This is a genomic window from Glaesserella parasuis (genome assembly GCF_017352235.1).
GTDB classification, from domain to species: Bacteria; Pseudomonadota; Gammaproteobacteria; order Enterobacterales; family Pasteurellaceae; genus Glaesserella; species Glaesserella parasuis.
This window is the reverse complement of record NZ_CP071487.1, coordinates 579975-602865: the sequence shown is the minus strand read 5'-3', so window position 1 is coordinate 602865 and position 22891 is coordinate 579975. Positions and strand designations below refer to the sequence as shown.

The following is a 22891-nucleotide window of genomic DNA, read 5'->3' as shown; positions in this document are numbered from 1 at the left end:
GAGTATTATTGACTATAATACTCTCCCTTTTTTTATATCAATGAGGATACTTGTTATGATGAACAGAGGACGTTTTCTTCAAATTGGTGCGACCACTGTATTAGCCATTAGTGCAAATCGCTTTGCATTTGCAGCTGGTGATAGCAAAGTTTCTTACGTGTCATTGGCACAACGGATATTCACAGTTTTTTAACGGATTTTGACTATTATAAAGATGCGCCAACAACAAAATTTGGTTTTACTCGTGCCGCAACGTTAATTGAACAAGCTCGAAAAGAAGCTTAAAATAGTGTACTTGTTGATAATGGTGACTTAATTCAAGGTAATCCGATTGCGGATTATCAAGTTGCGGTCGGTTATAAAGAGGGTAAATCTAACCCTGCGATTGATGCGTTAAACCAGGTACTGATGAGCCAGTTTACCAACCATACTTCATTCAGAAAAAAGAAGTGGTTGATGAAGATGGCGTGAAACATACTTTAAATGTCGGTTATATCGGTTTCGTTCCACCACAAGTAATAGTTTGGGATAAAGCCCATTTAGACGGCAAAGTGGAAGCTCGTGATATTGTGAAAACGGCTGAAAAATATGTGCCAATCGTGAAAAAAGCGGGGGCGGATTTAATCGTAGCACTTGCTCACACTGGCCCATCTGATGAGCCTTATTTTGAAACGTCGCCAAGCGATAAAGCGAAAGCCTTTATTGCAGAAAAAGCACAATATCCAATGTCATTCGTTGGCACTGATGAAACAGGCTTTGCGATTTATCAGATTGATTTGACGAAGTAATATATTTATAGCCAAGCATTTTAATTAAGTTCTTTTTAGAATGCTGGGCTCTTTTTTTAGAGTTTTCATCCTACACCCTCATCTTGTATGCTTCATTTTATCGAACTCAATCATCAACAATACCCCACAGACGAACACGGCTATTTGAAAAATTTAGACGACTGGTCGCCTGAACTTGCCGTAGTTATCGCTCAAAAAGATAACCTTGAACTTAGCGAAGCCCATTGGGAAATCGTCTATTTTGTGCGAGAATTTTATCAAGAATACAAAACATCCCCTGCAATCCGAATGCTGGTAAAAGCCTTGTCACAGAAATTTGGTGAAGAAAAAGGCAGTAGCCGTTATTTACAACGTTTATTCCCCGAAGGCCCAGCAAAACAGGCAACCAAAATTGCAGGCTTGCCAAAACCTGCGAAATGTTTATAGGAATGAAGATGAACAGCCCACAATCAATCTGTATTTTACGCCTTTCTGCGATTGGTGATGTTTGCCATACCCTTGCTGTCGTGCAAGCCATTCAACGCCAATATCCGCAAGCTGAAATCACTTGGATTATTGGTAAAACAGAGTCGATTTTAATGCAAGGCATTCCGAATGTAACCCTTGTGCCTTATGATAAAAAAACGGGATGGAAAGGGATTTTGGCGTTATGGAAACAGCTTCGCAGTAAGCGGTTTGATTATCTGTTAAATATGCAAACGGCATTGCGTGCATCTATTTTATCGTTAGGTATTCGAGCAAAACAGAAAGTAGGTTTTAATCAAGATCGGGCAAGAGAAGGACAGTGGCTATTTACAAATAAAAAGGTGGAACAGACCGCTTCCCCCCACGTTTTAGACGGTCAAATGATGTTTGCTAAAGCGATTGGTGTGCAAGATCTACGCCCAACTTGGGATTTACCTGTAAGTGAAGCAGATTTAGCCTATACGTCGCAATTTATTGATAAACAAAGAAAAAATTTAGTCATTGCCCCTTGTTCTAGCAAAAAAGAGAAAGATTGGTCGCCTGAAAATTATGGGCAAATTGCACAGTTTGCATTAGCACAAAACATCAATGTGATTATTGCAGGCTCTCCATCGGTTTATGAGATGGAAGTAGCAGCAAAAATTCAACAACTTGCACTGAACAGCCTTAATCTTGCAGGAAAAACCAATTTAAAACAACTTGCCGCATTAATTCGTCAAGCGGATTTGGTGCTATCTTCGGATTCGGGGCCAGCTCATATTGCGACAACTCAAAATACGAAGGTGATTGGTCTATATGCGATTCATAACCCACGCCGTACAGGCCCTTATTTAGATTTAGATAAAGTGGTGTCTGTTTATGATCAGGTTGTATTAGAAAGTCGTGGAAAACCTTGGGATCAGTTGCCTTGGGCGACAAGTGCGAAAGGTGATGGACTGATGGAGAGAATTTCAGTAGAGCAGGTGAAACAGAAAATTCAAGATTATTTATAAAATCATTGTTTGGGCGGACCGATGTGTCCGCCCGAAATATTATAGGGCTTTGACAGCTTGATAGATTAAACTCAAAAAACCATTGAAACTTTGCCAATTACGTTGTAAATTACCTCTGTATTGATTTTTTTACAATTATAGGAAATAAAAATGAACACTGTATTTAATCAGGATAGTTTACACAACGTAAACATTTGTAATGAAAAAGTTTTGCTAACGCCAAAGGGATTAAAACAAGAGTTTCCGTTGCCGGAGCATCTGCGTAAACAGATTGAAGAATCAAGAAAAGTGATCTCAGATATTATTCATAAACGTGATAAACGCCAGCTTATTGTTATCGGCCCTTGTTCCATTCACGATCCTGTATCTGCATTAGAGTATGCCCAAAAATTAAAAGTGTTAGCTGACAAAGTGTCAGATAAACTTTACATTGTAATGCGAGTGTACTTTGAAAAACCACGAACTACGGTGGGTTGGAAAGGCTTAATTAATGACCCACATTTAAACGGCACCTTCGATGTTGAAAAAGGGTTACGCATTGCACGTAAATTATTGTTGGATTTAGCTGAACTGGGCTTGCCACTTGCAACCGAAGCCTTAGATCCGATTAGCCCACAATATCTTGCTGATCTGTTTAGTTGGTCAGCGATTGGAGCAAGAACAACGGAATCTCAAACCCACAGAGAAATGGCATCTGGCTTATCAATGGCGGTGGGATTTAAAAACGGCACGGACGGAAATTTGGGCGTGGCGATTAATGCAATGCAGGCTTCTGCAATGGGGCATAGTTTTATTGGCATTAACCAACAGGGGCAAGTGACGGTATTGCAAACCAAAGGCAATCCTGATGGACACGTTATTTTACGTGGTGGAAAATCCCCGAATTTTGAAGCACAATATGTGCAAGAGTGCGAGCAAGCATTACGCAAAGCCGGCTTGCCTGAAGCGATTATGATCGACTGTAGCCACGGCAACTCTAATAAAGATTACCGCCGTCAGCCGTTGGTGGCGGAAAATGTGCTACAACAGATTGTCGCAGGCAATCAATCTATTATCGGCTTAATGATCGAAAGCCACCTGTTTGCAGGCAATCAATCATCCGAGCAACCTTTTGAACAGATGCAATATGGCGTATCTATTACAGATGCTTGTATTGATTGGCAGACAACGGAAACCTTATTAACCGATTTTGCAGAGACCCTAAGAAAGTAGTATGAACCCATTAAATCCTATTCGTGAACAGATCGATCAAGTCGATCAACAGTTAATTGAATTATTGTCAAAACGTCTTTCACTGGTGGCAGAAGTTGGCAAAATTAAGCACCGGCACGGTTTGCCGATTTATGCCCCTGAACGTGAAGCCTCAATGATTGCCGCTCGCCGTCAAGAAGCAGAAAGTCAGGGCATTCCTGCTGATTTGATTGAAGATGTGTTGCGTCGTCTAATGCGGGAATCTTATGCCAACGAGAATAAACACGGCTTTAAAGCGACAAATGAGCAAATGCGGAAAATCGTGGTTGTTGGTGGCTTGGGCAAGTTAGGCGGACTGTTTGCCCGCTATTTTGAATTATCGGGCTACTCGGTCGAACGCCTTGATCGAGATGACTGGGAGCAAGCCGAACAGATTATGCACGGAGCGGATTTAGTGGTGGTTTGTGTGCCGATAGCCAACACCTTAGACACCCTTGAGCGTTTACAGCCGTATTTGAACGAACAGATGATCTTAGCTGATCTCACCTCAGTCAAAGCACAGCCGTTAGCGAAGATGTTAGAAGTGCATTCTGGAGCCGTTGTTGGGCTTCACCCAATGTTTGGGCCAGATATTGCAAGTTTTGCCAAACAAGTGATCGCTTGTTGTCACGGGCGTTTTGCTGAACGTTATCAATGGCTGCTTGACCAAATGCGGATTTGGGGAGCGAAGATTGAAGAGATCGATGCCACAGAACACGATCACGCAATGACCTACATTCAAGCACTACGCCACTTTTCCACCTTTGCTTATGGCTTACATTTATCGCAACAAGCGGTCAAATTACCGCAATTACTTGCACTTTCGTCACCGATTTATCGTTTAGAGCTGGCGATGATCGGTCGTCTATTTGCCCAAGATGCGAAATTGTATGCGGAAATTATTGCCGATAAGCCTGAAAATTTAGATGTCATTGCCTCGCTACAACAGAGTTTTGAAAAGAGCTTGGCATTCTTTCAGCAAAACGATAAACAGGGCTTTATTGATGCCTTTGAAAAAGTGCATTGTTGGTTTGGCGATTATTCCGAACAGTTCCTTAAAGAGAGCCGTAATTTATTGCAACAGGCGAATGATTTGAGGGGATAGGAATTTACTTTACTAAGACATTTTATATTTTCTCTTGCTTTTCCGCCCTTAATAAGGGCGGAGTCTATGAGAATAATTATGTATGCCGAGCTTACTTCAACTCTCTCGCTCCTAAATTATCCACCTTACAAATATGGATAAAACCCTCATTATTTTGTAGATAATCTTTTTCAAGATAATCGACCAGTTTTTGAGCGTGTTCTAAATCTGGTGCAATGGCGAACATAGTTGGGCCTGACCCCGAAATACCCACCGCTAACGCCCCCAAATCTTTACAACCTTGGCGGACTTCGGCAAAGTTTGGCAGTAACGACTCACGATACGGCTCAGCAATAAGATCTTTCATCATAATTGCGGCAAGTACATCTTGACGAGTGTGACAAGCGTGAACGAAAGAGCCTAAATAGCGAGCTTGTGAGATCATCTCTTGGCGTGTATAGCTTTTCGGCAAGATCGCACGGGCTTCTGCGGTGGAAACTTCAATCCCAGGATAAGCCAGCACCCAATACCATTCGTCAAAAAACGGAATCGGCTGGCAGATATTGCCGAGAGATTGAGTCATCAGTTGCAAACCGCCTAAATAGCAAGGTGCAACGTTGTCGTAATGGATTGAGCCAGAAATTCTACCTTCTAGTTCGCCCATCATTTCCAACAATTCCATTTTTGAAAACGGTTCATCGTGGAATTTATTCAGTGCTACGAGAGCAGCCACAATTGAGCAAGCACTTGAGCCTAAGCCCGATCCAATCGGCATATTTTTCTCAAGGGTGAGGCGTAAATTTTTCACTACGCCACCACGCAATTTCAAACGTTCGCTAAACAGTACATAAGCTTGATAGACGATATTTTTTTGCGGTTCTTTCGGCAGTTTACGCACAAAATAACCGACACTTTCCAACTCAAACGGTTGATCACACTCTTCAATTTGTACTACATCGCCGAGTAATGAGCCATCAATCGGCGAAATGGCTGTGCCAAGAGAGTCAAACCCGACACTTAAATTTGCACTTGAAGCTGGAGCATAAATTCGTAATGTCATTTTTTTCCTTTGTTTTTATAACCATTTTTGTGGGGACGCCACGCTTGGCATCCGTTATAAGCGGTTAGTTTGGAACAAAATTTTGCAAATGTAGATTTAATTCAGTGTACGCAAAATATCCGCAAAAATACCCGCTGCCGTCACATCATTACCCGCACCGTAGCCACGCAGTAACAGTGGGATCGGGCTGTAATAACGGGTATAGAACGCAAGGGCATTTTCACCATTTTTCACTTTATAAAGTGGATCATCACCGTTTACTTCTTTGATTGCGACACGGCATTTACCGTTTTCAATGGAGCCCACATAACGCAACACATTGCCACAAGCGGTCGCGTTTTCCACACGTCTTGCAAATTCCACATCAAGCTCCGGCAACATCGCTAAAAATTCTGCTGCAGTTTTGCCTTCAGAGAAACCTTTTGGTAAAACACCTTCCACTTCAATATCTTCCAGCTCTAATGGATAGCCACATTCACGGGCTAAAATCAGCAATTTACGAGCCACATCTTGCCCTGATAAATCATCACGTGGATCAGGTTCAGTGAAGCCTTTTTCTTTAGCAATGGTGGTTGCTTCAGACAAACTTGAACCTTCTTCTAACTTACCGAAAATGAAAGAGAGTGAACCAGATAAAATCCCTTCAAATTTCTCGACTTCATCGCCGGCAGCAAGCAAATTTTGTAGGTTTTCGATTACAGGCAAGCCTGCGCCCACATTGGTTTCATATAAGAATTTATGTTGGCTTTGACGAGCATTTTCACGCATTTCCTGATAATAAGCATAGCTTGAGGTATTCGCTTTCTTATTTGGTGTAATCACGTGGAAGCCTTCTTTTAATGCACGAGAATAAAGATTTGCCACCGATTGTGCTGTCGTACAATCGACAAAAACAGGATTAACAACGTGATGTAATTTAATGAATGAAAGCAACACATCAAAGTCAGATGGCTGTGTCGCCGACTCTAAATCCGCACGCCAGTTATCAAGGCTTAAGCCGTTTTCGTTGAGCAACATTTTATTTGAGTTAGCTAATGCACAAACACGGATCTCAATATCCTTCTTTGCAAGATATTCCTTCTGGGTTGTGATCTGTTCGATCAATTCGCCACCCACACCGCCAACACCCACTAAAAAGACATCGACCACTTTTTTGTTATTGAATAACGCTTTATGTGTAGCTTTAACCGCTTCAATCGCTTTATTTAACGGCACAACCGCAGAAATGGAACGTTCTGATGAACCTTGTGCAATCGCCACAATGCTGATATTTGCTTGAGCCAGTGCAGAGAAGAAGCGAGCCGCAATCCCTTTGGCGGTACGCATACCGTCACCAACCACAGAAATAATTGAGAGATCTTTGATCACTTCCACAGGATCAAGCGAGCCATCTTTTAACTCTTGAGCAAAAGTATTGTTTAACGCACAGAGTGCTTTTTCGACCGCTTTTACAGGCACACAGAAACTAATACTATATTCAGAAGAAGATTGTGTAATTAAGTTCACGGAAATACCCGCTTGCGACATCGAAGTAAACACACGAGCAGCCATACCAACCATACCTTGCATACCTGAGCCTGAAACATTGAACATTGCCACATTATCAAGGTTCGTGATCCCTTTCACTTTTAAATTATCATTGACTACATTACTGTCAATGATTGTGCCTGGTGCTTCCGGATTATGGGTATTTTTAATTAAGCATGGAATGTTTAACGGTACTAACGGACCAATAGTGCGAGGGTGGATCACTTTCGCACCGAAGTAAGAAAGCTCCATCGCTTCTTGATAGCTCATAGACTCTAAACAGATCGCATCTGGTACTAAACGAGGATCGCAAGTATAAACACCATCCACATCCGTCCAAATTTCGCACACATTCGCTTTTAAGCAAGCGGCTAAACAGGCAGCAGAGTAGTCTGAACCATTACGACCAAGTAACACCAATTCACCTTGTTCGTTACCTGCCGTAAAGCCCGCCATTAACACGACGTTTTTCTTTGGAATAGAAAGAGCTTCAATACGTTTGGTCGATTCAGCAATATCCACAGAAGATTCTAAATAGCTCCCGTGTGCTAATAATTTTTCGATAGGATCAATGCGAGTAACTTCATAACCTTTCGCTTCAAACCACGCTTTCATCATCGCAATCGACAATTTTTCCCCACGGCTATGCACTGTTGCACCGATATTATCTGGGCAGAATTTATTTTTTGCTGCTTCAGCTGCAATATTGCAGATGTCGTCTAGTTCTGCTTTGATAAAGGCACTTAATCCTTCACGGTCGAAATTGTTATTGACGGCATATAATCCGTTGATGATGTTATTGAAAATGTCGGTGGCTTCGGTGAGATGAGATTCGTAGGATTCGCCTGTTTGGGCTTTATCGACAATAGCGACAAGATGGTTAGTGATTTTAGCTGGGGCGGATAGTACGCCTGCGGCTTGGTCTGCCAAATGTGCCTTTTCGATGATGTCAGCGGCTTGTAAAAAGCGTTCTGGATTGGCTAAAGAAGTGCCTCCAAATTTTAGAACTCGCATAATTTCTCCTGAAGATAATAGTTAATGTTTGCAAATTTTGTTACAAAAAAAACCGCTTGTTAAAGCGGGTTTCGTTGAATATTGTTCCGTTTTCTAGCCACGAACACCCGCACTATGTTTGCACATAATGGTCATCGTCGTGGTAATAATCATAGAAAAACGGTTCATCGCTATTCTCTAAATGTTAAGCATGAAAGACAAGTGGGAGAATCCTCTAAAATAGAACATTTGTCAACAGGTTTTTATAGAATAACTACTATTTAATATGTCAGATTAAAAATCGATGTATCTATATTCTTTAGAACAACATCTTATATGGATACATTTTTGCTATTGATACAGAATGTATGCTCGAATATTTTAATTCCTCAATAAGAGAGCATGAACAAATTAACGAATAATGCCACGCGTAGAACGTTTAAAGAAATCCAAGAATAAACTGACCGCTGCTTCTGTTTTTGCATACTGTTCAATTTCTGGAATAGCTTCTTCTAAGGTTTTACCACTGCGGTAAATTAGCTTATACACATTGCGGATTGCATGCATTGTCGCTTTCTCAAAACCACGACGTTTTAGCCCTTCAAGATTAACCCCGAACGGTTGTGCGTGGTTGCCTTGAGCCATTATATAAGGCGGCACATCTTGGCTAACCATTGAGCCACCACCCAACATAACGTGCGAACCCACAACGACAAATTGATGAATAGCTGACATTCCGCCAACAATCACAAAATCATCAAGAGTAACGTGTCCTGCTAAAGTGCCATTATTCGCAATAATACAGCGATTACCGATAGAGCAATCGTGGGCGATATGGCAGTTAATCATAAATAAGTTATCGTTACCTACACGCGTAACACCACCGCCTTGAACCGTACCACGATGAATAGTCACACTTTCACGGATACGGTTACGATGTCCAATAATGGTTTTAGTTGGTTCACCTTGATATTTAAGATCTTGGTTAATTTCACCAATACTTGCAAATTGGAAAATTTGATTATCTTCACCAATTTCTGTATCACCTTGAATAACAACGTGAGAGTGAATTTTTGTACCAGCCCCAATGCGAACATCTTTGCCGATAACACAAAATGCACCGATTTCTACATTTGCACCAATTTTAGCACCTTCTTCGATCAAGGCTGTTGGGTGAATTTTGGCTGAAGCGTCAATTAATGGCATAGTATTTTCCTCTTTATTCAAGCAAGATTATTTACGTGCACACATTAGGTCTGCTTCGCAAACTAGCGTATCATCTACATAAACTTTACCTGTAAATGCCGTAATACCTCGACGCTCTTTAACAAAGGTCACTTCAATAATCATTTGGTCACCTGGTACTACAGGGCGTTTAAAGCGAGCATTATCTACTGCTGCAAAATAGTAAAGTTCGTTTTCTTTCAATTTACCGTAACTTTTAATCGCTAACACACCTGTTGCCTGAGCCATTGCTTCTAAAATAAGTACACCTGGGAAAACGGGTTGATTTGGAAAATGCCCAGTAAAACAAGGCTCATTTACACTCACATTTTTTACAGCTCGGAGCCATTTACCTTCTTCAAAATCTACCACACGATCAACTAATAGGAATGGATAACGATGTGGAAGCATTTCCATAATTTCAGTTACTTCAATAATTCTTGGTTCACGATTTTCTGTTTGTAATTTGGTTGTCACTACTAAGACCTCAATCAATTATTCAGCTAAACGTTTTTCCAATGCTTTCAAACGTTTATTCATTTCATCAATATTCATTACAAGAGCAGCTGTTTTACGCCATTCTTTATTAGTTTGCAAAGGAATACCCGATGAGTAAATTCCTTTCTCTGTGATTGGTCGCATTACCATTCCCATTCCAGTAATGATTGCCCCATCACAAATTTCCATATGCCCATTGATTACACTTGCCCCACCAATTTGGCAGAAGCGTCCTACTTTCAGGCTACCAGCCATTACGACACCTCCAGCAATCGCAGTGCCATAACCGATATGTACGTTATGTGCAATTTGACATAGGTTATCAATAATCACATTGTCTTCAATCACCGTTGGATCTAAAGCACCACGATCAATACAGGTACAAGCCCCAATTTCAACACGATTACCGATAATCACGCCACCAGTCTGAGGAATTTTAATCCATTGACCTTTCTCATTTGCATAGCCAAAACCGTCACTACCAATAACGGCAGAAGATTGAATTAAACAATCTGAGCCGATTTGTACATTATGGTAAACCGACACATTTGCCCATAATTTGGTTCTTGCACCAATTTTACTGTTTTTTCCGACAAAACAGCCAGCACCAATCACCGCATCATCACCGATTTCAACACCACTTTCAATCACAGCATTTGCACCGACAGAAACGTTATGACCCAATTTAGCATCAGGTGAGATCACGGCACTTTCAGCGATATTTTCGGCAGGGTTTGGGGTTGTATCCATATATTGAGCTAAAATCGCATAAGCAACATAAGGGTTTCCAACCACGATCAAGTTTTGACCTTCGGCACAAAATTCGACATCAGCTTCAGAAACAATAATAGCTCCCGCTTGGCATTGCGATAACTGTGGACGATATTTTGCATTAGAGATAAAGGTAATTTGATTAGAAGTTGCTTTATCTAAAGGAGCAATGCTTAAAATAGCCAAATCGGCGTTACCCTTTAGAGTACCGCCGATCTGCTCCGCTAATTCAATTAAACGGAATTCAGCCATTATTTTTTCACTTCTTCTGGTTTTGTGACTTCCGCTGCAGGCACTTCAGTTTTTGGAGCCTCTGGCATTTTTCCACCCATTGCAACTAGAATTTCTTCTGTAATATCTGCTGCATTTCCATCTTTAGCATATAATGCGACCGATGGAGGAAGAACTAAAGTATAGCCTTTAGATTCCGCGACTTGTTTAATTTTCGCATTAATATCTTCAACGACTTTTTGTTGTACTTGTTCAGGAGTTATTACACCAGATTCTTTTTGTACCTTAGCAATTTCTTCTTGGAAAGCCGCTACTTTCTTTTGAAACTCATCAGCACGTTTTTGGAACTCTTCTGCTTTTTTTCCAAATTCTACTTCACGTTGTTGCAATGCAGAAACTTTATTTTGGAATGGTTTAGCTTCTGCGTTAATTTTATCCTGACGTGCTTGGATCTCTTTCGCTTTTAACCTAGGTGCATCTTTTTCAAGTTGGGCTACCTTTTTCTTCATTGCAGCTTCTAAGGTCACTTGTTCTTTTTGTAACTTCTGTGCATCTTCTTCAATTTTTTTACGCTCATCCAATAATGCTTTTTCTTCATCAGATAATGCTTTATTTTCTGCTGCTAATTGTTTTTCCCTTGGTGCAAATTTAGATTCAGTGTCTTTCATAAATTTAGTGAATTTATCATTTGCTTCAATGGTAAGTGGATGATTTTGTATCAAGAAATTAGGATCAACAAATCCAATTTTTTCATTTGCATTTACTGTATTCGCACTAAAAGCTAAAGCTGAAGCAACTGCGGCAAGTTTAAATAAATTTTTCATTAAAATGTCCTTTCTGAAGTTAGGAAAGATAGACTCGTAAAAAAATGAACAAATCTATCCGCTTGTTTATAAGATTAGAATGAACCACCAATGCTAAATTGGAACTGTTCAATTTCATCACCTTGATATTTTTTAATTGGTTTCGCATAAGAAAATACCAATGGACCTATCGGGGAATTCCATTGGAATGCGATACCTGTAGATGCACGAAAACGTTTATAATCTTTAAAGTTTTCTAAACTAGAATAATTATATTGAATGTCGTTTACTACTGGATTAGTTTTCCATTTTGTATTCAACACTGTTGCAGCGTCCACAAATAATGAAGTTCTTACATTATGTTGATATTTTTCACTTACAAATGGTGTTGGAGTAATTAATTCTAAAGTTGCAGATGCCATTGCATTACCGCCAACAATATCTCTATTTACGGAATTGAATCCGATATTACCATTGTTATCTTTACCCAGATAGATTGCTTTTGGTCCAATAGCTCCATAAGCAAAACCTCTCAGAGAGCCGATACCTCCTGCAGTATAAGTTTGATAGAATGGTAATTCTTTACCACTAAAACCATTTGCATAAGCAATATTCGCTTTAGTTGAGATAACCCACTTATGTTCGCGATTGACTGGTAAATAGTTTTTAAAATCAATACTAACTTTATAATACTTATTGTCTGAACCTGGTGTGGTAATACGTCCACTAATGCTTGTTAAAGTCCCTTCTGTTGGGAGAAAACCTCGATTTAGACTATTATAGTTCCAACCAAAAGAAAAATCGAAGTCATTTGCTTTAATTTTTTTATAGACATTTAAGTCATTATCAATCGGGAATTTCATGGATTGTACATAAAGTTCACGATTAAATTCACGTCGAGCATTCTTAATCAGATCTTGAGTGTAGCCTAGACCAAGGAAATAGGAGTTGTATTCATTTACAGGGAATCCTAAAGTACTATTGACTCCATAGGTTTGTCGTTTATAACTTGCGACACTATTATTTTTTGAATTATCATAATCCTCGTAGAAGATATTTCCACCAAGGCTTACTCCATCCTTAGTAAAGTATGGTTCAGTATACCCTAAATTGATACTTGTACCATAGTCATTACGGGTACCATTTAAACTAATTGTAGAGCCCATACCTAAGAAATTATCCTGTTTTATCCCAGCTTGATAACTTAAACCACTTTCTGTTCCATAACCAACACCGAAATTAATACTTCCTGTATTGCGTTCTTTTATTTTATATACAATATCAACTTGATCCGCCGTATTTGGGACATTTGGATAGCTCATTTCTACACTATCGTAAAACCCCGTTCTTTCTAGACGAGCCTTCCCCAAAGCAGCTAGACTTGTTGACAACCATGCTCCTTCTTGCTGACGCATTTCTCGACGTAACGTTGAATCTGCAGTCACATCATTTCCTTCAAAACGAATCTGTCTTACATAAACACGCTGCCCAGCATCCACAACAAATGTGAGACGAATTGTTTTATTTGTATCATCGAAGGTTGGATGAAGCTCTATTTTAGCGGAAGCAAAACCATTATTTCCAAATACTTGTTTAATATTGTCTTCAATTTTTGAAAGTTCATTTTTGCTAAAGAGCTCGCCTGTTTTATAATATTTGAGCTGTTCATTTAACTCGTTATCTAATTTTGCAGTATTACCAACAATACGTATTTCACTTACAGTATAAGGTATTCCTTCATTGATTTTATATGTTAAAGATACTTCTTTTTTATCATCACTAAATACGGGTTGTTCAGCTTCAACATTAAATTTTGCATATCCTTGGTTCATGTAGAAATTACGTAGATTTTCTAAATCTTGATTGTATGCTGTTTGTTCAAATTTACTACTTTGAAAAATATTGAACCAAGAAACATCAGGTTGAATATCCAGTTGTTTCATTAATACTTTTGATGTAAAAGCTTGATTTCCTTCAAAATTAATAGCTTTTACATAGGCAACATCTCCCTCTTTTATATCTAATTTAATATTTACACCTCCATTGTCTGAGTTTGTTATAACAGTATCAATGGTAGCATTGTAACGACCTATAGAGTGGTAATGCTCAATAAGTGCTGATTTAAATGCGTCTAACTTTGTAGAATTAAATAATTCTCCTTTAGTGATGAGATTCGCTTTTAGATTTTGTTCCAGTGGCTCCTTGGGGATTGCAGAATTACCTTCAATATCAACATTATTGATGACTGGATTCTCTACCACTTTAATAATTAAAATATCTCCTTCACGGGTTGCACTAATATTTTGAAAACGATTTTGTACAAATAAATGACGAATAACGTTTGCAATATCATTATCAGTCGCTAGTTGCCCTACTTTTACAGGTAATGTAGGGATCATTGTTTGGCTTACAGATGTTTGGATACCATCAATACGAATATCTTTGATCACAAAAGGTGAAGCAAAAGCAACACCATTTGCAACTAATAATGTTGAAAGTAATAGTTTTTTCATTTAAATGATCCTATTCGTTGGTAAAATAATATTGAAATCTAACCACTTGATTATAAATGGACTAAATCATTAAATAATGCAAATAACATCAAACCTATAACAAACATTGCACCAATCTGTTGAAATCGCAATTGAAATAGTTCAGAAATAGGTTTCTTTCTCATTGCTTCCCCTGCTAGTAAAATCAACTGTCCTCCATCTAAAGGCAAAATAGGGAACAGGTTCATCACTGCAAGGTTCACACTTATCAATGCCATAAATCCTAAGTAATAGACAAAACCAATTTCAGCCGTTGCCCCAGCCCCTTTTGCCATTGAAATTGGCCCGCCCATATTACTAAGAGAAAGCTCGCCTGTAATTAAATTTCCAATAAATTGTAAAATCGTATAACTTAATGATACGACTTTTTCTAAGCTCTTTCCAAGCGCAGAAAGAATATCATACTTTAATTCACTTTGATACTTTGATTCTAATGGTTGATACGTTGGCACTAAGCCTATTAAATAACGTTCCTCTTTTTTAGAATATTCAGGTTCTAATTTAAAAACAAGTTGTTGATTATTTCTTTCTACCACTAATTCAATAGTTGTTCCCGATTGAACCTGTTTAAGCAATCCTTGCCATTCAAAAGGTTGCTGATTTACCGAAATAACTCTATCGCCAGCTAAAATCCCAGCTCTTGCCGAAACTGAATTTTCGACTACATTTTTAATAATTGGTTCAACCGTTGCACTTTTTGGACGAATTCCTAATGAAGTCAAAGGATTCTCTTTATTTCCATCAACGTTCCAAAGGCTTAAATCAAGTGAAAACTGACGCGGGAAGTCTTCATTGACTAAACTTCCCTCTACACTAATTTCCTTAGTTCCAATTTTGCCTAGCAAAGCTAACGTGACATCTTCCCAATCTTGCACATCACGCCCATCAACACGTTTAATCTCAAATTCAGAAACCAAGTGAGCTTGTTGAGCAATAGAATTCGGAATCACAGAACCAATAACAGGCTTTACCATTGGAATTCCAATAACAAAAACCGCCCAATACGCCAAAATAGCAAATAAAAAATTCGCCACTGGGCCTGCAAGAACGATAAAAGCACGCTGCAAAACAGTCTTTGTATGCAAAGATTGCGAATCTGGCAATTGATGTTCTGCTTCGCCATTGTGCATTTGCACATAACCGCCTAAAGGAATTAATGAAAATGCAAATTCAGTCCCTTGTTTATCTTTCTTACGCCATAATGCTTTTCCAAAACCGATAGAAAAACGCAAAACTTTTACGCCACATTTACGAGCAGCCCAAAAGTGTCCATATTCGTGAACAAACACCAAGACGCAAATTAAAATAAAAAAGGCAAAGATTGATAGCACAAATAACCTCTATAGAAGGAAGAAGAAACCAGTAGCAAAAACAGGAACAGCCGCTGTTAAGCTATCAATACGATCCAAAATTCCTCCGTGTCCTGGAATCAAATTACTGCTATCTTTAATACCAGCTTGGCGTTTAAACATACTTTCACTTAAATCACCCAAAATCGAAACAGCCACAGTAATCACGGAAAGCACGATAAACGCAGACGTATTCAACTCACGACCAAATACATTGTTTGGTGCAAGACTCAAGAAAATAGCGGCAATAATAGTCGATGTAATCACACCACTAATAGCCCCTTCCCAAGATTTACCTCGAGAAACTTTAGGTGCAAGTTTATGTTTACCAAATGCACGACCTACAAAATAGGCGCCTGAGTCCGCTCCCCAGACCAATAAAAACACATAGAGAAGTAAATAAGTTCCCTGATATTGTTCAAGATTATATTGATAAAAACGTAACGCTAAAGTACCGATTAAAAATGGGACGAGTGTACAAAAACCAAAAATAAATTTGGCTGCTACTGACTTACTCCAAATTGAAGCTGAATTAGGATAAGTAATAACCAATCCAAATGCGATGAACCACCAAAAACAACCTACAAATAATAGTGGTATTGTTTCATCTGTTAAAAAACGTGTAGCTTGAATATAACTTGTTTCTGCCATAATAGGAAAAATCAATAAACAGGTCACCACAAAAGCAACAATAGCACGTGCTATCGGACGTTTAAAACCCGCAAACTGAGCCCATTCCCACATACCTAACACAACAATAGCGGATAAGCCAATCGTAAAAGCTAAGGGTGAAAACCAAAACAATGCAACCACTGCTAAAATAATCATCACGATTGCCGAAAGAATGCGTTCTTTAAGCATTGAATTTTCCTTATAGATTAACAACCACCAAAACGGCGATCACGTTGTTGATAAGCAATAACGGCATCTGTAAATGCCTTTTCATCAAAATCTGGCCATAAAACCGGACTAAATACTAACTCGGCATAAGCAATTTGCCATAATAAAAAATTGCTAATTCGCTGTTCTCCACTAGTACGAATTAATAAATCGACCTGTGGTTGATCCTTAGTAGATAAATTGTGCTGGAAATAATCAGTTGTAATATCTTCGATAGGTATGACATTATTTTTTACTTGATGTGCAATACGTTTGGTTGCTTGGACTATATCCCATTGTCCACCATAGTTTGCAGCAATGTTTAAAGTCAATGCAGTGTTTTTATTTGTCAGTTGTTCAGCCAGTTCAATTTTTTCTTGCAGTGCTTCACTAAAAGCAGTTTTATCACCAATAATTTTTAAGCGAATATTATTGCTGTGTAGTTTTTTTATATTTAAATCCAATGTTTCTATAAATAGTGTCATTAATGCGGCAACTTCCAACTTCGGTCTAGACCAATTCTCACTGCTAAATGCGTATAGCGTTAATACCTTAATTCCTTGCGTTAAGGCAAAATTAACAGCTGAATGAACAGCTTTTACCCCTTTTCTGTGACCAAATACTCGTAATTTCCCTCGTTGCTTAGCCCAACGTCCATTACCATCCATAATAATCGCCACATGCTGAGGCATATTTTGAAGATCTATATTCACAGCAACTTACCTATTTGAACAATAAACATGAAAACGTTTTTAACTATATCATATGATGAGAGATAGGGGAAATTAAGAATGATGTGCTAGATAGGATTTAGCTTATATGTATTAAAAATTATCTTTTTTCTGCCTTAATATAATAAATTCATCTAAAGTCACCGCTTGCATAAATGGATTAATCTGTTTTTCAACACCAATCGTACTCGGTAGCGTTGGTTTATGTTGTGAACGCAAAATATCCGCTCGCTCTTGATGTTCCATTAAACTACAGCTTGTTGCCATTACCGCTTCGGCAAATTTCAAATTGCTTTGAGTATATTCGTGACCAGCATAGACTTTCACAAAATCAGGCAAGGCTTTAAAACGTTGTAGGGCATCAAACTGAGCTTGGTAATCCCCTGTAAACACTCTCCCACAACCGCCTGAAAATAACGCATCACCACAAAAGAGATATTCATTATCAACCAAATAGCTAATATGTTGCGCCGTATGCCCTGCACTCTCAATCACTCGCACCTTTAACCCTAACAGTTCAAACTGTTGCTCAGGGTAAACAATCTGATTGGCAAATTGGCTCACTTCTTCTGAGCCATAAATAAGCATATCGGGAAATTGTGCCACTAAACCAGCCACGCCATCAGTATGATCGTGATGATTATGGGTAAGCAAAATAGCGGTGGGATTAAGCTGATGTTTTGCAAGAAAAGCGAATACAGCTTGAGCCTCTGCTGGATCGACAATAATCGCTTGGCACTCTTTTTGTAAAATCCAAATGTAATTATCAGAAAGGGCTGGAATTGGGGTGATTTGAAGCATATTTATTTTCCGTAGGTCGGGCATTTATGCCCGACATTGCCGTGTTTTATGAAAAATTGTTGGGCATAAATGCCTGCTTTGCCATATTTTATGAAAAATTGTCGGGTATAAATGCCTAACTTTGCGGTATTTTATAAATGATTGTCGGGCATAAATGCCCGACCTACTATTTCAAGAATAACGCTGCCGCCCCACGCACACCGCTTGAGTCACCGTGGATCGCTTTTTTAATCACTGGCACTTCCGTATTACGCAATAAATATTTTGGTAAGGCTTTTGGCAAGGCTTCATAAATATAATCAAAGTTAGACAAACCACCACCAAACACAATCATATCTGGATCAAGTACCGTAATATAATTTGCCACCGAAATTGCCATTAACTCAATGTATTTCTCAACAAACTCAACGGTTTTCTCATCTTTATCGTAAAAACGCTGAATAATGTTTTTTGCATCAACTTTTTCGCCGACTAAATCATTATAAAGCATCTCAAAACCACGTCCTGAGATATAGCTATCCAAACAAGCCGTATTACCGCAGCCACATTTATAAATTGGTGCCTTATCCCAACCAAGCAATTTCAACGCGTGGTAGTTAAGCTGAATATGCCCCACCTCGCCAGCCATACCGATTTGACCTGAGTGAGCTTTACCGTTCAACACAATACCGCCACCAAAACCTGTACCAATAATCAACCCTAACACCGTTGAATATTGCAGATTGCTTTCGTCCCACGCTTCCGATAAAGCCAAGCAGTTTGCATCGTTTTCAACACGCACTTCACGCCCTAAACGTGCTTCCAAATCTTGAATAATTTTATTGCCGTGAACCACCGCAATGTTGGCAATTTCCGCTAACCCAGTTTTATGATTAACAAAACCTGGTACACCAAGCCCCACAGTGCCGTGCTCGCCAAATTTTGCATCGGCATTACGCACTAAGGTTTCCACTGTTCTTAACCAATCCTCATAACTCGTTTGTGGGGTTGGCACTCGCTCGCTGTGTAACTTCTCTAATTTCTCATTAAAGGCAGCCAATTCAATTTTTGTACCGCCAATATCCAAACCGTAATAAACCATAGTTAGCCTCGCTTTTTAAATAATGTCCATTTTTCTAAGAGTGGGATTACCCATAAGAAGATGATCAAGTGGAAAACCCACGCAATCAAAGTACTGACAAACAGATCGATAGGATAATGCATTCCTAACCGCAAACGGCTGATCAACATCAAACCAGCCCACAAAATCACAAAAAATTGAGCAAAAATCACCGCTTGTCCACGAATACCAAACAGCAACCCTGCAAACATCAATAGCCAAGATACCCCAAAAATCGTATGCCCTGACGGGAAAGAGTAGCCCAGCTCATCTGCTTGATGTTCAATCACAAACTGATTTTCAGGTTGTACAAATTTCAATACCGCCGTTTCCTGCTCAGCTTTAGGTAAAGCATAAAATGCCTCAGTATCCGCCTGAAACATCTGTGTCACAAAAGGACGAGGCTCTTTAAAGACCGCTTTCGCCCCCTCTTTAATTGCCTGTGTTCCAACTACCGACGTTGCACAAATAAAGCCTACTAAAAACCACGAATAGCGAGAGCGAGCAAGCCACATCAGCCACAACATAAACAGCACGCAAGTGATTAACGCATAAGGCGTTGAACCCGTTTCCGTTAAAATAAACAACGCCCAATCGAAAACATTAACACCAAGATTAGTTTGCAAATTCCATTGCCACCCAATTAACCACGCTGTAGCTGGAATGAACAACATTAATAACGTCAAAAATGAAAGTTTCTTTACCATATTATAAATCCTATGCAATATTAAATTGTATTCCTTAAAAAACTACGTGATATACCTGTAAAATAAATAGAATGTTTCTGTAATATAATGAATAATTAGCACCTGCTTACTAAAAGGCAGAGTCCTACCACCCCTACTGATTGTTATGTGCTACCCCCCAATGGTTTCTTATTGCTGACTTCTAATTAAGCTCAACAGATATATCCTAGTCTGTTTATTCTAATTTCGACTACCACATTATGACTATTGTGAAGAAAATCTAAGGCGCAGAAGTAAAATATGAAAAAGAAATTACTCCATTAACCCTGCCATTGCCTGAGCTTTGCGGTCAATTTCTTGCCATTCTGATTGAGGATCAGATTTTTCGACAATTCCTGCCCCTGCGTAAAAGGTGATTTGATTAGCTTGAATAAGGGCTGAACGTAACATTACGCAAAACTCGGCTTGTTCAGGGGTGAAATAGCCTAATGCCCCTGCATACCAGCCCCGCTCAAAACATTCCTGTTGTTGAATAAACTGCTTCGCCTTAGGGCGTGGCAGTCCTGCGACGGCGGCGGTTGGGTGAATACGAGCAAGGCAATCTGCATCGCTGACCTGCTCTGTCAGTTGCGTTTGGATTTTTCGGCGTAAATGCTGCACGTTATGTAACCGCTTGATCTCTGCATCGCTGACTTGAATATCCGTCGCACAATCCGCCAGATGGCTACAAATATCATCTACTACCAGCCAATTTTCATAGATATTTTTTTGATCGTTGAGTAGCCATAGGGCATTTTGTTCCGTTTGAACAGGATCGTCCGTCACCGCCACTGTGCCTGCAAGGGCTTCGGTAAAAAATTGACGTTGCTGGCGTAAGTAGAGCCGTTCGGGTGTCGAGCCGATAAAGGCTTCCCCTTGTTTTTCCGACCATAAGAAATGATAACAGCCTAGATTTTTTTGTTGGCTGGCAAAAAGCAGAACGTAGGGGGAAATGTGGTGTGTAAAAGTTTTGATGGTCGCATTGGCTAACACCACTTTATTCATTTGCTGTTGTTGAATTTGTTCAATCGCTAATTCAATGTTGTGTTGCCAACGTGAAAAATCACAGGCAACTTTTGTGCTTAACAAGCTATTTTCAATGGGGTGAAGTTCGGCTGTCTGCTCAAACTGAGCTAACAAAGCGATACATTCCTTTTGTTCGCTTTCAAAATGGCGACCATCTAGATTTAACCAAGCGGTGATTTTCTTCTCATTTTTTACTAACAGTAAGCGTGGCAACACAAAATGGCATTGTCCTTCAAATTCTATTCCGCCGACGACCATTAAATCAGACTGTTTGCTAAATTGTTCTACATCGTCTAAATGCTCAAAGGTTTGTACCGCACCGACTGCCACTATCGTTTGTTCTGTATCTCGATTTTGCCAGTAGTAGTGGGGGAAAAGCGGTTGTGCTTTTAGCCAAGCTAGTAATTGTTGATTTTCAAGGTCTATTGCAATTTCTGCTTGCAACTGTACTAAGCCTTGTGCCACAGGCTTTTGTTGTAGTTGTTGATAAAGTTGTTGCTTTAACTGACTAAACACAGACATTGCAAAAAATCCTAAAAATCTCACCGCTTGACAAAAAGAAGTCTATTTTAGCCTATTTCCACTTTTTTTTCCTAACAAATCGGAGTACAGTAGAGTGATTTTTATAAATTAACAGATAATTAACCCTCTATTTTAGGGAGAAACAATGGAACGTTTTGCAAAAACCGATAAATTAGCTCACGTCCGCTACGATATTCGTGGGCCTATACATAAGGAAGCGACCCGTCTGGAAGAAGAAGGACATAAGATTTTAAAATTAAACATTGGTAACCCGGCCCCATTCGGTTTTGAAGCCCCTGCGGAAATTTTAGTTGATGTTATTCGTAACTTACCAACCGCTCAAGGCTATTGCGACTCTAAGGGTTTGTACTCTGCTCGTAAGGCGATTGTGCAATATTATCAATTAAAAGGTATGCGTGATTTAGATGTCGGTGATGTTTACATTGGTAACGGCGTATCTGAACTCATCACAATGTCAATGCAAGCCTTGTTAAATGATGGCGATGAGATTTTAATTCCGATGCCAGATTATCCACTTTGGACAGCGGCGACAACTCTTGCGGGCGGTAAAGCGGTTCATTACCTTTGCGATGAAGAAAATGAGTGGTTCCCAGATATTGAAGATATTAAATCGAAAATCACTCCAAGAACCAAAGCAATTTTGGTGATTAACCCGAATAACCCAACGGGAGCAGTGTATAGCCGTCAGTTATTATTGGATATTGTGGCGATTGCCCGTGGACATAACTTGATTATTTTCTCAGACGAAATTTACGAGAAAATTGTCTATGACGGTGCGGTACATCATCATCTTGCCCCTCTTGCCCCTGATCTTTTAACGGTGACTTATAATGGTTTGTCAAAGGCATACCGTGTCGCAGGTTTCCGTCAAGGTTGGATGGTGTTAAACGGCCCGAAAAATCAGGCAAAAGGCTTTATTGAAGGCTTAGATATGCTTGCGTCAATGCGTTTATGTGCCAACACCCCGATGCAACACGCTATTCAAACAGCGTTAGGCGGTTATCAAAGCATTAACGAATTTATCTTACCGGGTGGTCGTTTATTGGAACAACGTAATAAGGCTCACGAATTGCTCACCAAAATCCCTGGGATTAGCTGTGTGAAGCCAAAAGGGGCGATGTATATGTTCCCGAAAATTGATACGGAAATGTACGGTATCAAAGACGATCAAAAATTTGTTTACGATCTGCTTCAGCAGGAAAAAGTATTGTTGGTTCAAGGCTCAGGCTTTAACTGGCATAAACCAGACCACTTCCGTGTGGTGACATTGCCGTATGTTGATCAGCTGGAAGAAGCGATTGGACGATTAGCGAAGTTTTTGCAGAGTTATCGTCAGGATTAATTAAGCATTTCCATTTAAAATATATGGGACACACTGTGTGCGTCCAAAAATCTATTATGTAACATTGTAGGGACGCCACGCTTGGCGTCCGTCCGTGAACATAAATCGCACTTCGTCTTTGCAATGGACGCCAAGCGTGGCGTCCCTACTTTTATAACACAGATGTTCATATAGGTTA

At 39.5% G+C, this 22891-nt stretch carries 19 protein-coding genes and 1 pseudogene; 6 read left to right on the top strand and 14 right to left on the bottom strand.

Going from position 1 to position 22891, the window contains the following annotated elements; all coding sequences use genetic code 11:
• Positions 1 to 55: 55 nt before the first annotated feature.
• From J1G47_RS03100 to tyrA, 5 genes and pseudogenes are all read left to right on the top strand, one after another.
• Positions 56 to 671: pseudogene (locus J1G47_RS03100) on the top strand (2',3'-cyclic-nucleotide 2'-phosphodiesterase); the annotation flags it as partial.
• Between the two features lie 204 nt (positions 672 to 875).
• Positions 876 to 1214, top strand: a complete 339-nt coding sequence (locus J1G47_RS03095; RefSeq protein ID WP_005711033.1) for a TusE/DsrC/DsvC family sulfur relay protein — start codon at positions 876 to 878, stop codon at positions 1212 to 1214.
• 8 nt (positions 1215 to 1222) lie between these two features.
• Positions 1223 to 2245, top strand: a complete 1023-nt coding sequence (locus J1G47_RS03090; protein ID WP_005711031.1) for a glycosyltransferase family 9 protein — start codon at positions 1223 to 1225, stop codon at positions 2243 to 2245.
• Between the two features lie 150 nt (positions 2246 to 2395).
• Positions 2396 to 3457, top strand: a complete 1062-nt coding sequence (locus tag J1G47_RS03085) for a 3-deoxy-7-phosphoheptulonate synthase (protein WP_010786118.1) — start codon at positions 2396 to 2398, stop codon at positions 3455 to 3457.
• A 1-nt stretch (position 3458) separates the two neighbouring features.
• Positions 3459 to 4580: a bifunctional chorismate mutase/prephenate dehydrogenase gene (gene tyrA / locus J1G47_RS03080; RefSeq protein WP_010786119.1), complete on the top strand. Its 1122-nt coding sequence runs from the start codon at positions 3459 to 3461 to the stop codon at positions 4578 to 4580.
• Positions 4581 to 4671: 91 nt separating this feature from the next.
• Here tyrA and thrB read toward each other — a convergent pair whose 3' ends face one another.
• From thrB to J1G47_RS03010, 14 genes are all read right to left on the bottom strand, one after another.
• Positions 4672 to 5619, bottom strand: coding sequence for a homoserine kinase (gene thrB, locus J1G47_RS03075; protein WP_005711026.1), 948 nt, complete (start codon positions 5617 to 5619; stop codon positions 4672 to 4674).
• Positions 5620 to 5715: 96 nt separating this feature from the next.
• Positions 5716 to 8160, bottom strand: coding sequence for a bifunctional aspartate kinase/homoserine dehydrogenase I (gene thrA, locus J1G47_RS03070; protein WP_010786121.1), 2445 nt, complete (start codon positions 8158 to 8160; stop codon positions 5716 to 5718).
• A 390-nt stretch (positions 8161 to 8550) separates the two neighbouring features.
• Entirely contained in the window at positions 8551 to 9345 is a 795-nt protein-coding gene (lpxA, locus tag J1G47_RS03065) for an acyl-ACP--UDP-N-acetylglucosamine O-acyltransferase (protein ID WP_005711023.1), read from the bottom strand.
• Positions 9346 to 9372: 27 nt separating this feature from the next.
• Positions 9373 to 9780: a 3-hydroxyacyl-ACP dehydratase FabZ gene (gene fabZ, locus J1G47_RS03060; protein ID WP_021118498.1), complete on the bottom strand. Its 408-nt coding sequence runs from the start codon at positions 9778 to 9780 to the stop codon at positions 9373 to 9375.
• 78 nt (positions 9781 to 9858) lie between these two features.
• Positions 9859 to 10884: a UDP-3-O-(3-hydroxymyristoyl)glucosamine N-acyltransferase gene (gene lpxD / locus J1G47_RS03055; protein ID WP_010786123.1), complete on the bottom strand. Its 1026-nt coding sequence runs from the start codon at positions 10882 to 10884 to the stop codon at positions 9859 to 9861.
• Positions 10884 to 11687 (bottom strand): OmpH family outer membrane protein, encoded by an 804-nt coding sequence (locus tag J1G47_RS03050; protein WP_005711020.1) that lies wholly within the window; start codon positions 11685 to 11687, stop codon positions 10884 to 10886. Before J1G47_RS03050 ends, lpxD begins: the two co-directional genes overlap by 1 nt.
• Before the next feature lie 74 nt (positions 11688 to 11761).
• Entirely contained in the window at positions 11762 to 14179 is a 2418-nt protein-coding gene (bamA, locus tag J1G47_RS03045; RefSeq protein WP_005711019.1) for an outer membrane protein assembly factor BamA, read from the bottom strand.
• 50 nt (positions 14180 to 14229) lie between these two features.
• Complete coding sequence (rseP, locus tag J1G47_RS03040; protein ID WP_075620640.1) at positions 14230 to 15549, bottom strand: RIP metalloprotease RseP; 1320 nt, start codon at positions 15547 to 15549, stop codon at positions 14230 to 14232.
• A gap of 9 nt (positions 15550 to 15558) precedes the next feature.
• Positions 15559 to 16428: a phosphatidate cytidylyltransferase gene (locus tag J1G47_RS03035; protein WP_010786126.1), complete on the bottom strand. Its 870-nt coding sequence runs from the start codon at positions 16426 to 16428 to the stop codon at positions 15559 to 15561.
• Between the two features lie 17 nt (positions 16429 to 16445).
• Positions 16446 to 17138 carry a polyprenyl diphosphate synthase gene (gene uppS, locus J1G47_RS03030; RefSeq protein WP_041603150.1) on the bottom strand — a complete coding sequence of 231 codons (693 nt, stop codon included), beginning with the start codon at positions 17136 to 17138 and terminating at the stop codon, positions 16446 to 16448.
• A gap of 132 nt (positions 17139 to 17270) precedes the next feature.
• Positions 17271 to 17978, bottom strand: a complete 708-nt coding sequence (gene gloB, locus J1G47_RS03025) for a hydroxyacylglutathione hydrolase (RefSeq protein ID WP_010786128.1) — start codon at positions 17976 to 17978, stop codon at positions 17271 to 17273.
• A 166-nt stretch (positions 17979 to 18144) separates the two neighbouring features.
• Complete coding sequence (gene nagK, locus J1G47_RS03020) at positions 18145 to 19059, bottom strand: N-acetylglucosamine kinase (protein ID WP_160433597.1); 915 nt, start codon at positions 19057 to 19059, stop codon at positions 18145 to 18147.
• A 2-nt stretch (positions 19060 to 19061) separates the two neighbouring features.
• Entirely contained in the window at positions 19062 to 19784 is a 723-nt protein-coding gene (locus J1G47_RS03015) for a phosphatase PAP2 family protein (RefSeq protein WP_010786130.1), read from the bottom strand.
• Between the two features lie 291 nt (positions 19785 to 20075).
• Positions 20076 to 21350, bottom strand: a complete 1275-nt coding sequence (locus J1G47_RS03010; RefSeq protein WP_016527471.1) for an isochorismate synthase — start codon at positions 21348 to 21350, stop codon at positions 20076 to 20078.
• Between the two features lie 145 nt (positions 21351 to 21495).
• On the opposite strand from J1G47_RS03010, the gene J1G47_RS03005 reads away from it, so the two are divergent.
• Positions 21496 to 22713, top strand: a complete 1218-nt coding sequence (locus J1G47_RS03005) for a pyridoxal phosphate-dependent aminotransferase (RefSeq protein ID WP_075592153.1) — start codon at positions 21496 to 21498, stop codon at positions 22711 to 22713.
• Positions 22714 to 22891: the final 178 nt, after the last annotated feature.

Coding starts and splice junctions, on each gene's coding strand:
- J1G47_RS03095 (WP_005711033.1), top strand. CDS start 876: ATGCTTCATTTTATCGAACTCAATCATCAACAATACCCCACAGACGAA.
- J1G47_RS03090 (WP_005711031.1), top strand. CDS start 1,223: ATGAACAGCCCACAATCAATCTGTATTTTACGCCTTTCTGCGATTGGT.
- J1G47_RS03085 (WP_010786118.1), top strand. CDS start 2,396: ATGAACACTGTATTTAATCAGGATAGTTTACACAACGTAAACATTTGT.
- tyrA (WP_010786119.1), top strand. CDS start 3,459: ATGAACCCATTAAATCCTATTCGTGAACAGATCGATCAAGTCGATCAA.
- thrB (WP_005711026.1), bottom strand. CDS start 5,619: ATGACATTACGAATTTATGCTCCAGCTTCAAGTGCAAATTTAAGTGTC.
- thrA (WP_010786121.1), bottom strand. CDS start 8,160: ATGCGAGTTCTAAAATTTGGAGGCACTTCTTTAGCCAATCCAGAACGC.
- lpxA (WP_005711023.1), bottom strand. CDS start 9,345: ATGCCATTAATTGACGCTTCAGCCAAAATTCACCCAACAGCCTTGATC.
- fabZ (WP_021118498.1), bottom strand. CDS start 9,780: ATGGAAATGCTTCCACATCGTTATCCATTCCTATTAGTTGATCGTGTG.
- lpxD (WP_010786123.1), bottom strand. CDS start 10,884: ATGGCTGAATTCCGTTTAATTGAATTAGCGGAGCAGATCGGCGGTACT.
- J1G47_RS03050 (WP_005711020.1), bottom strand. CDS start 11,687: ATGAAAAATTTATTTAAACTTGCCGCAGTTGCTTCAGCTTTAGCTTTT.
- bamA (WP_005711019.1), bottom strand. CDS start 14,179: ATGAAAAAACTATTACTTTCAACATTATTAGTTGCAAATGGTGTTGCT.
- J1G47_RS03035 (WP_010786126.1), bottom strand. CDS start 16,428: ATGCTTAAAGAACGCATTCTTTCGGCAATCGTGATGATTATTTTAGCA.
- uppS (WP_041603150.1), bottom strand. CDS start 17,138: ATGCCTCAGCATGTGGCGATTATTATGGATGGTAATGGACGTTGGGCT.
- gloB (WP_010786128.1), bottom strand. CDS start 17,978: ATGCTTCAAATCACCCCAATTCCAGCCCTTTCTGATAATTACATTTGG.
- nagK (WP_160433597.1), bottom strand. CDS start 19,059: ATGGTTTATTACGGTTTGGATATTGGCGGTACAAAAATTGAATTGGCT.
- J1G47_RS03015 (WP_010786130.1), bottom strand. CDS start 19,784: ATGGTAAAGAAACTTTCATTTTTGACGTTATTAATGTTGTTCATTCCA.
- J1G47_RS03010 (WP_016527471.1), bottom strand. CDS start 21,350: ATGTCTGTGTTTAGTCAGTTAAAGCAACAACTTTATCAACAACTACAA.
- J1G47_RS03005 (WP_075592153.1), top strand. CDS start 21,496: ATGGAACGTTTTGCAAAAACCGATAAATTAGCTCACGTCCGCTACGAT.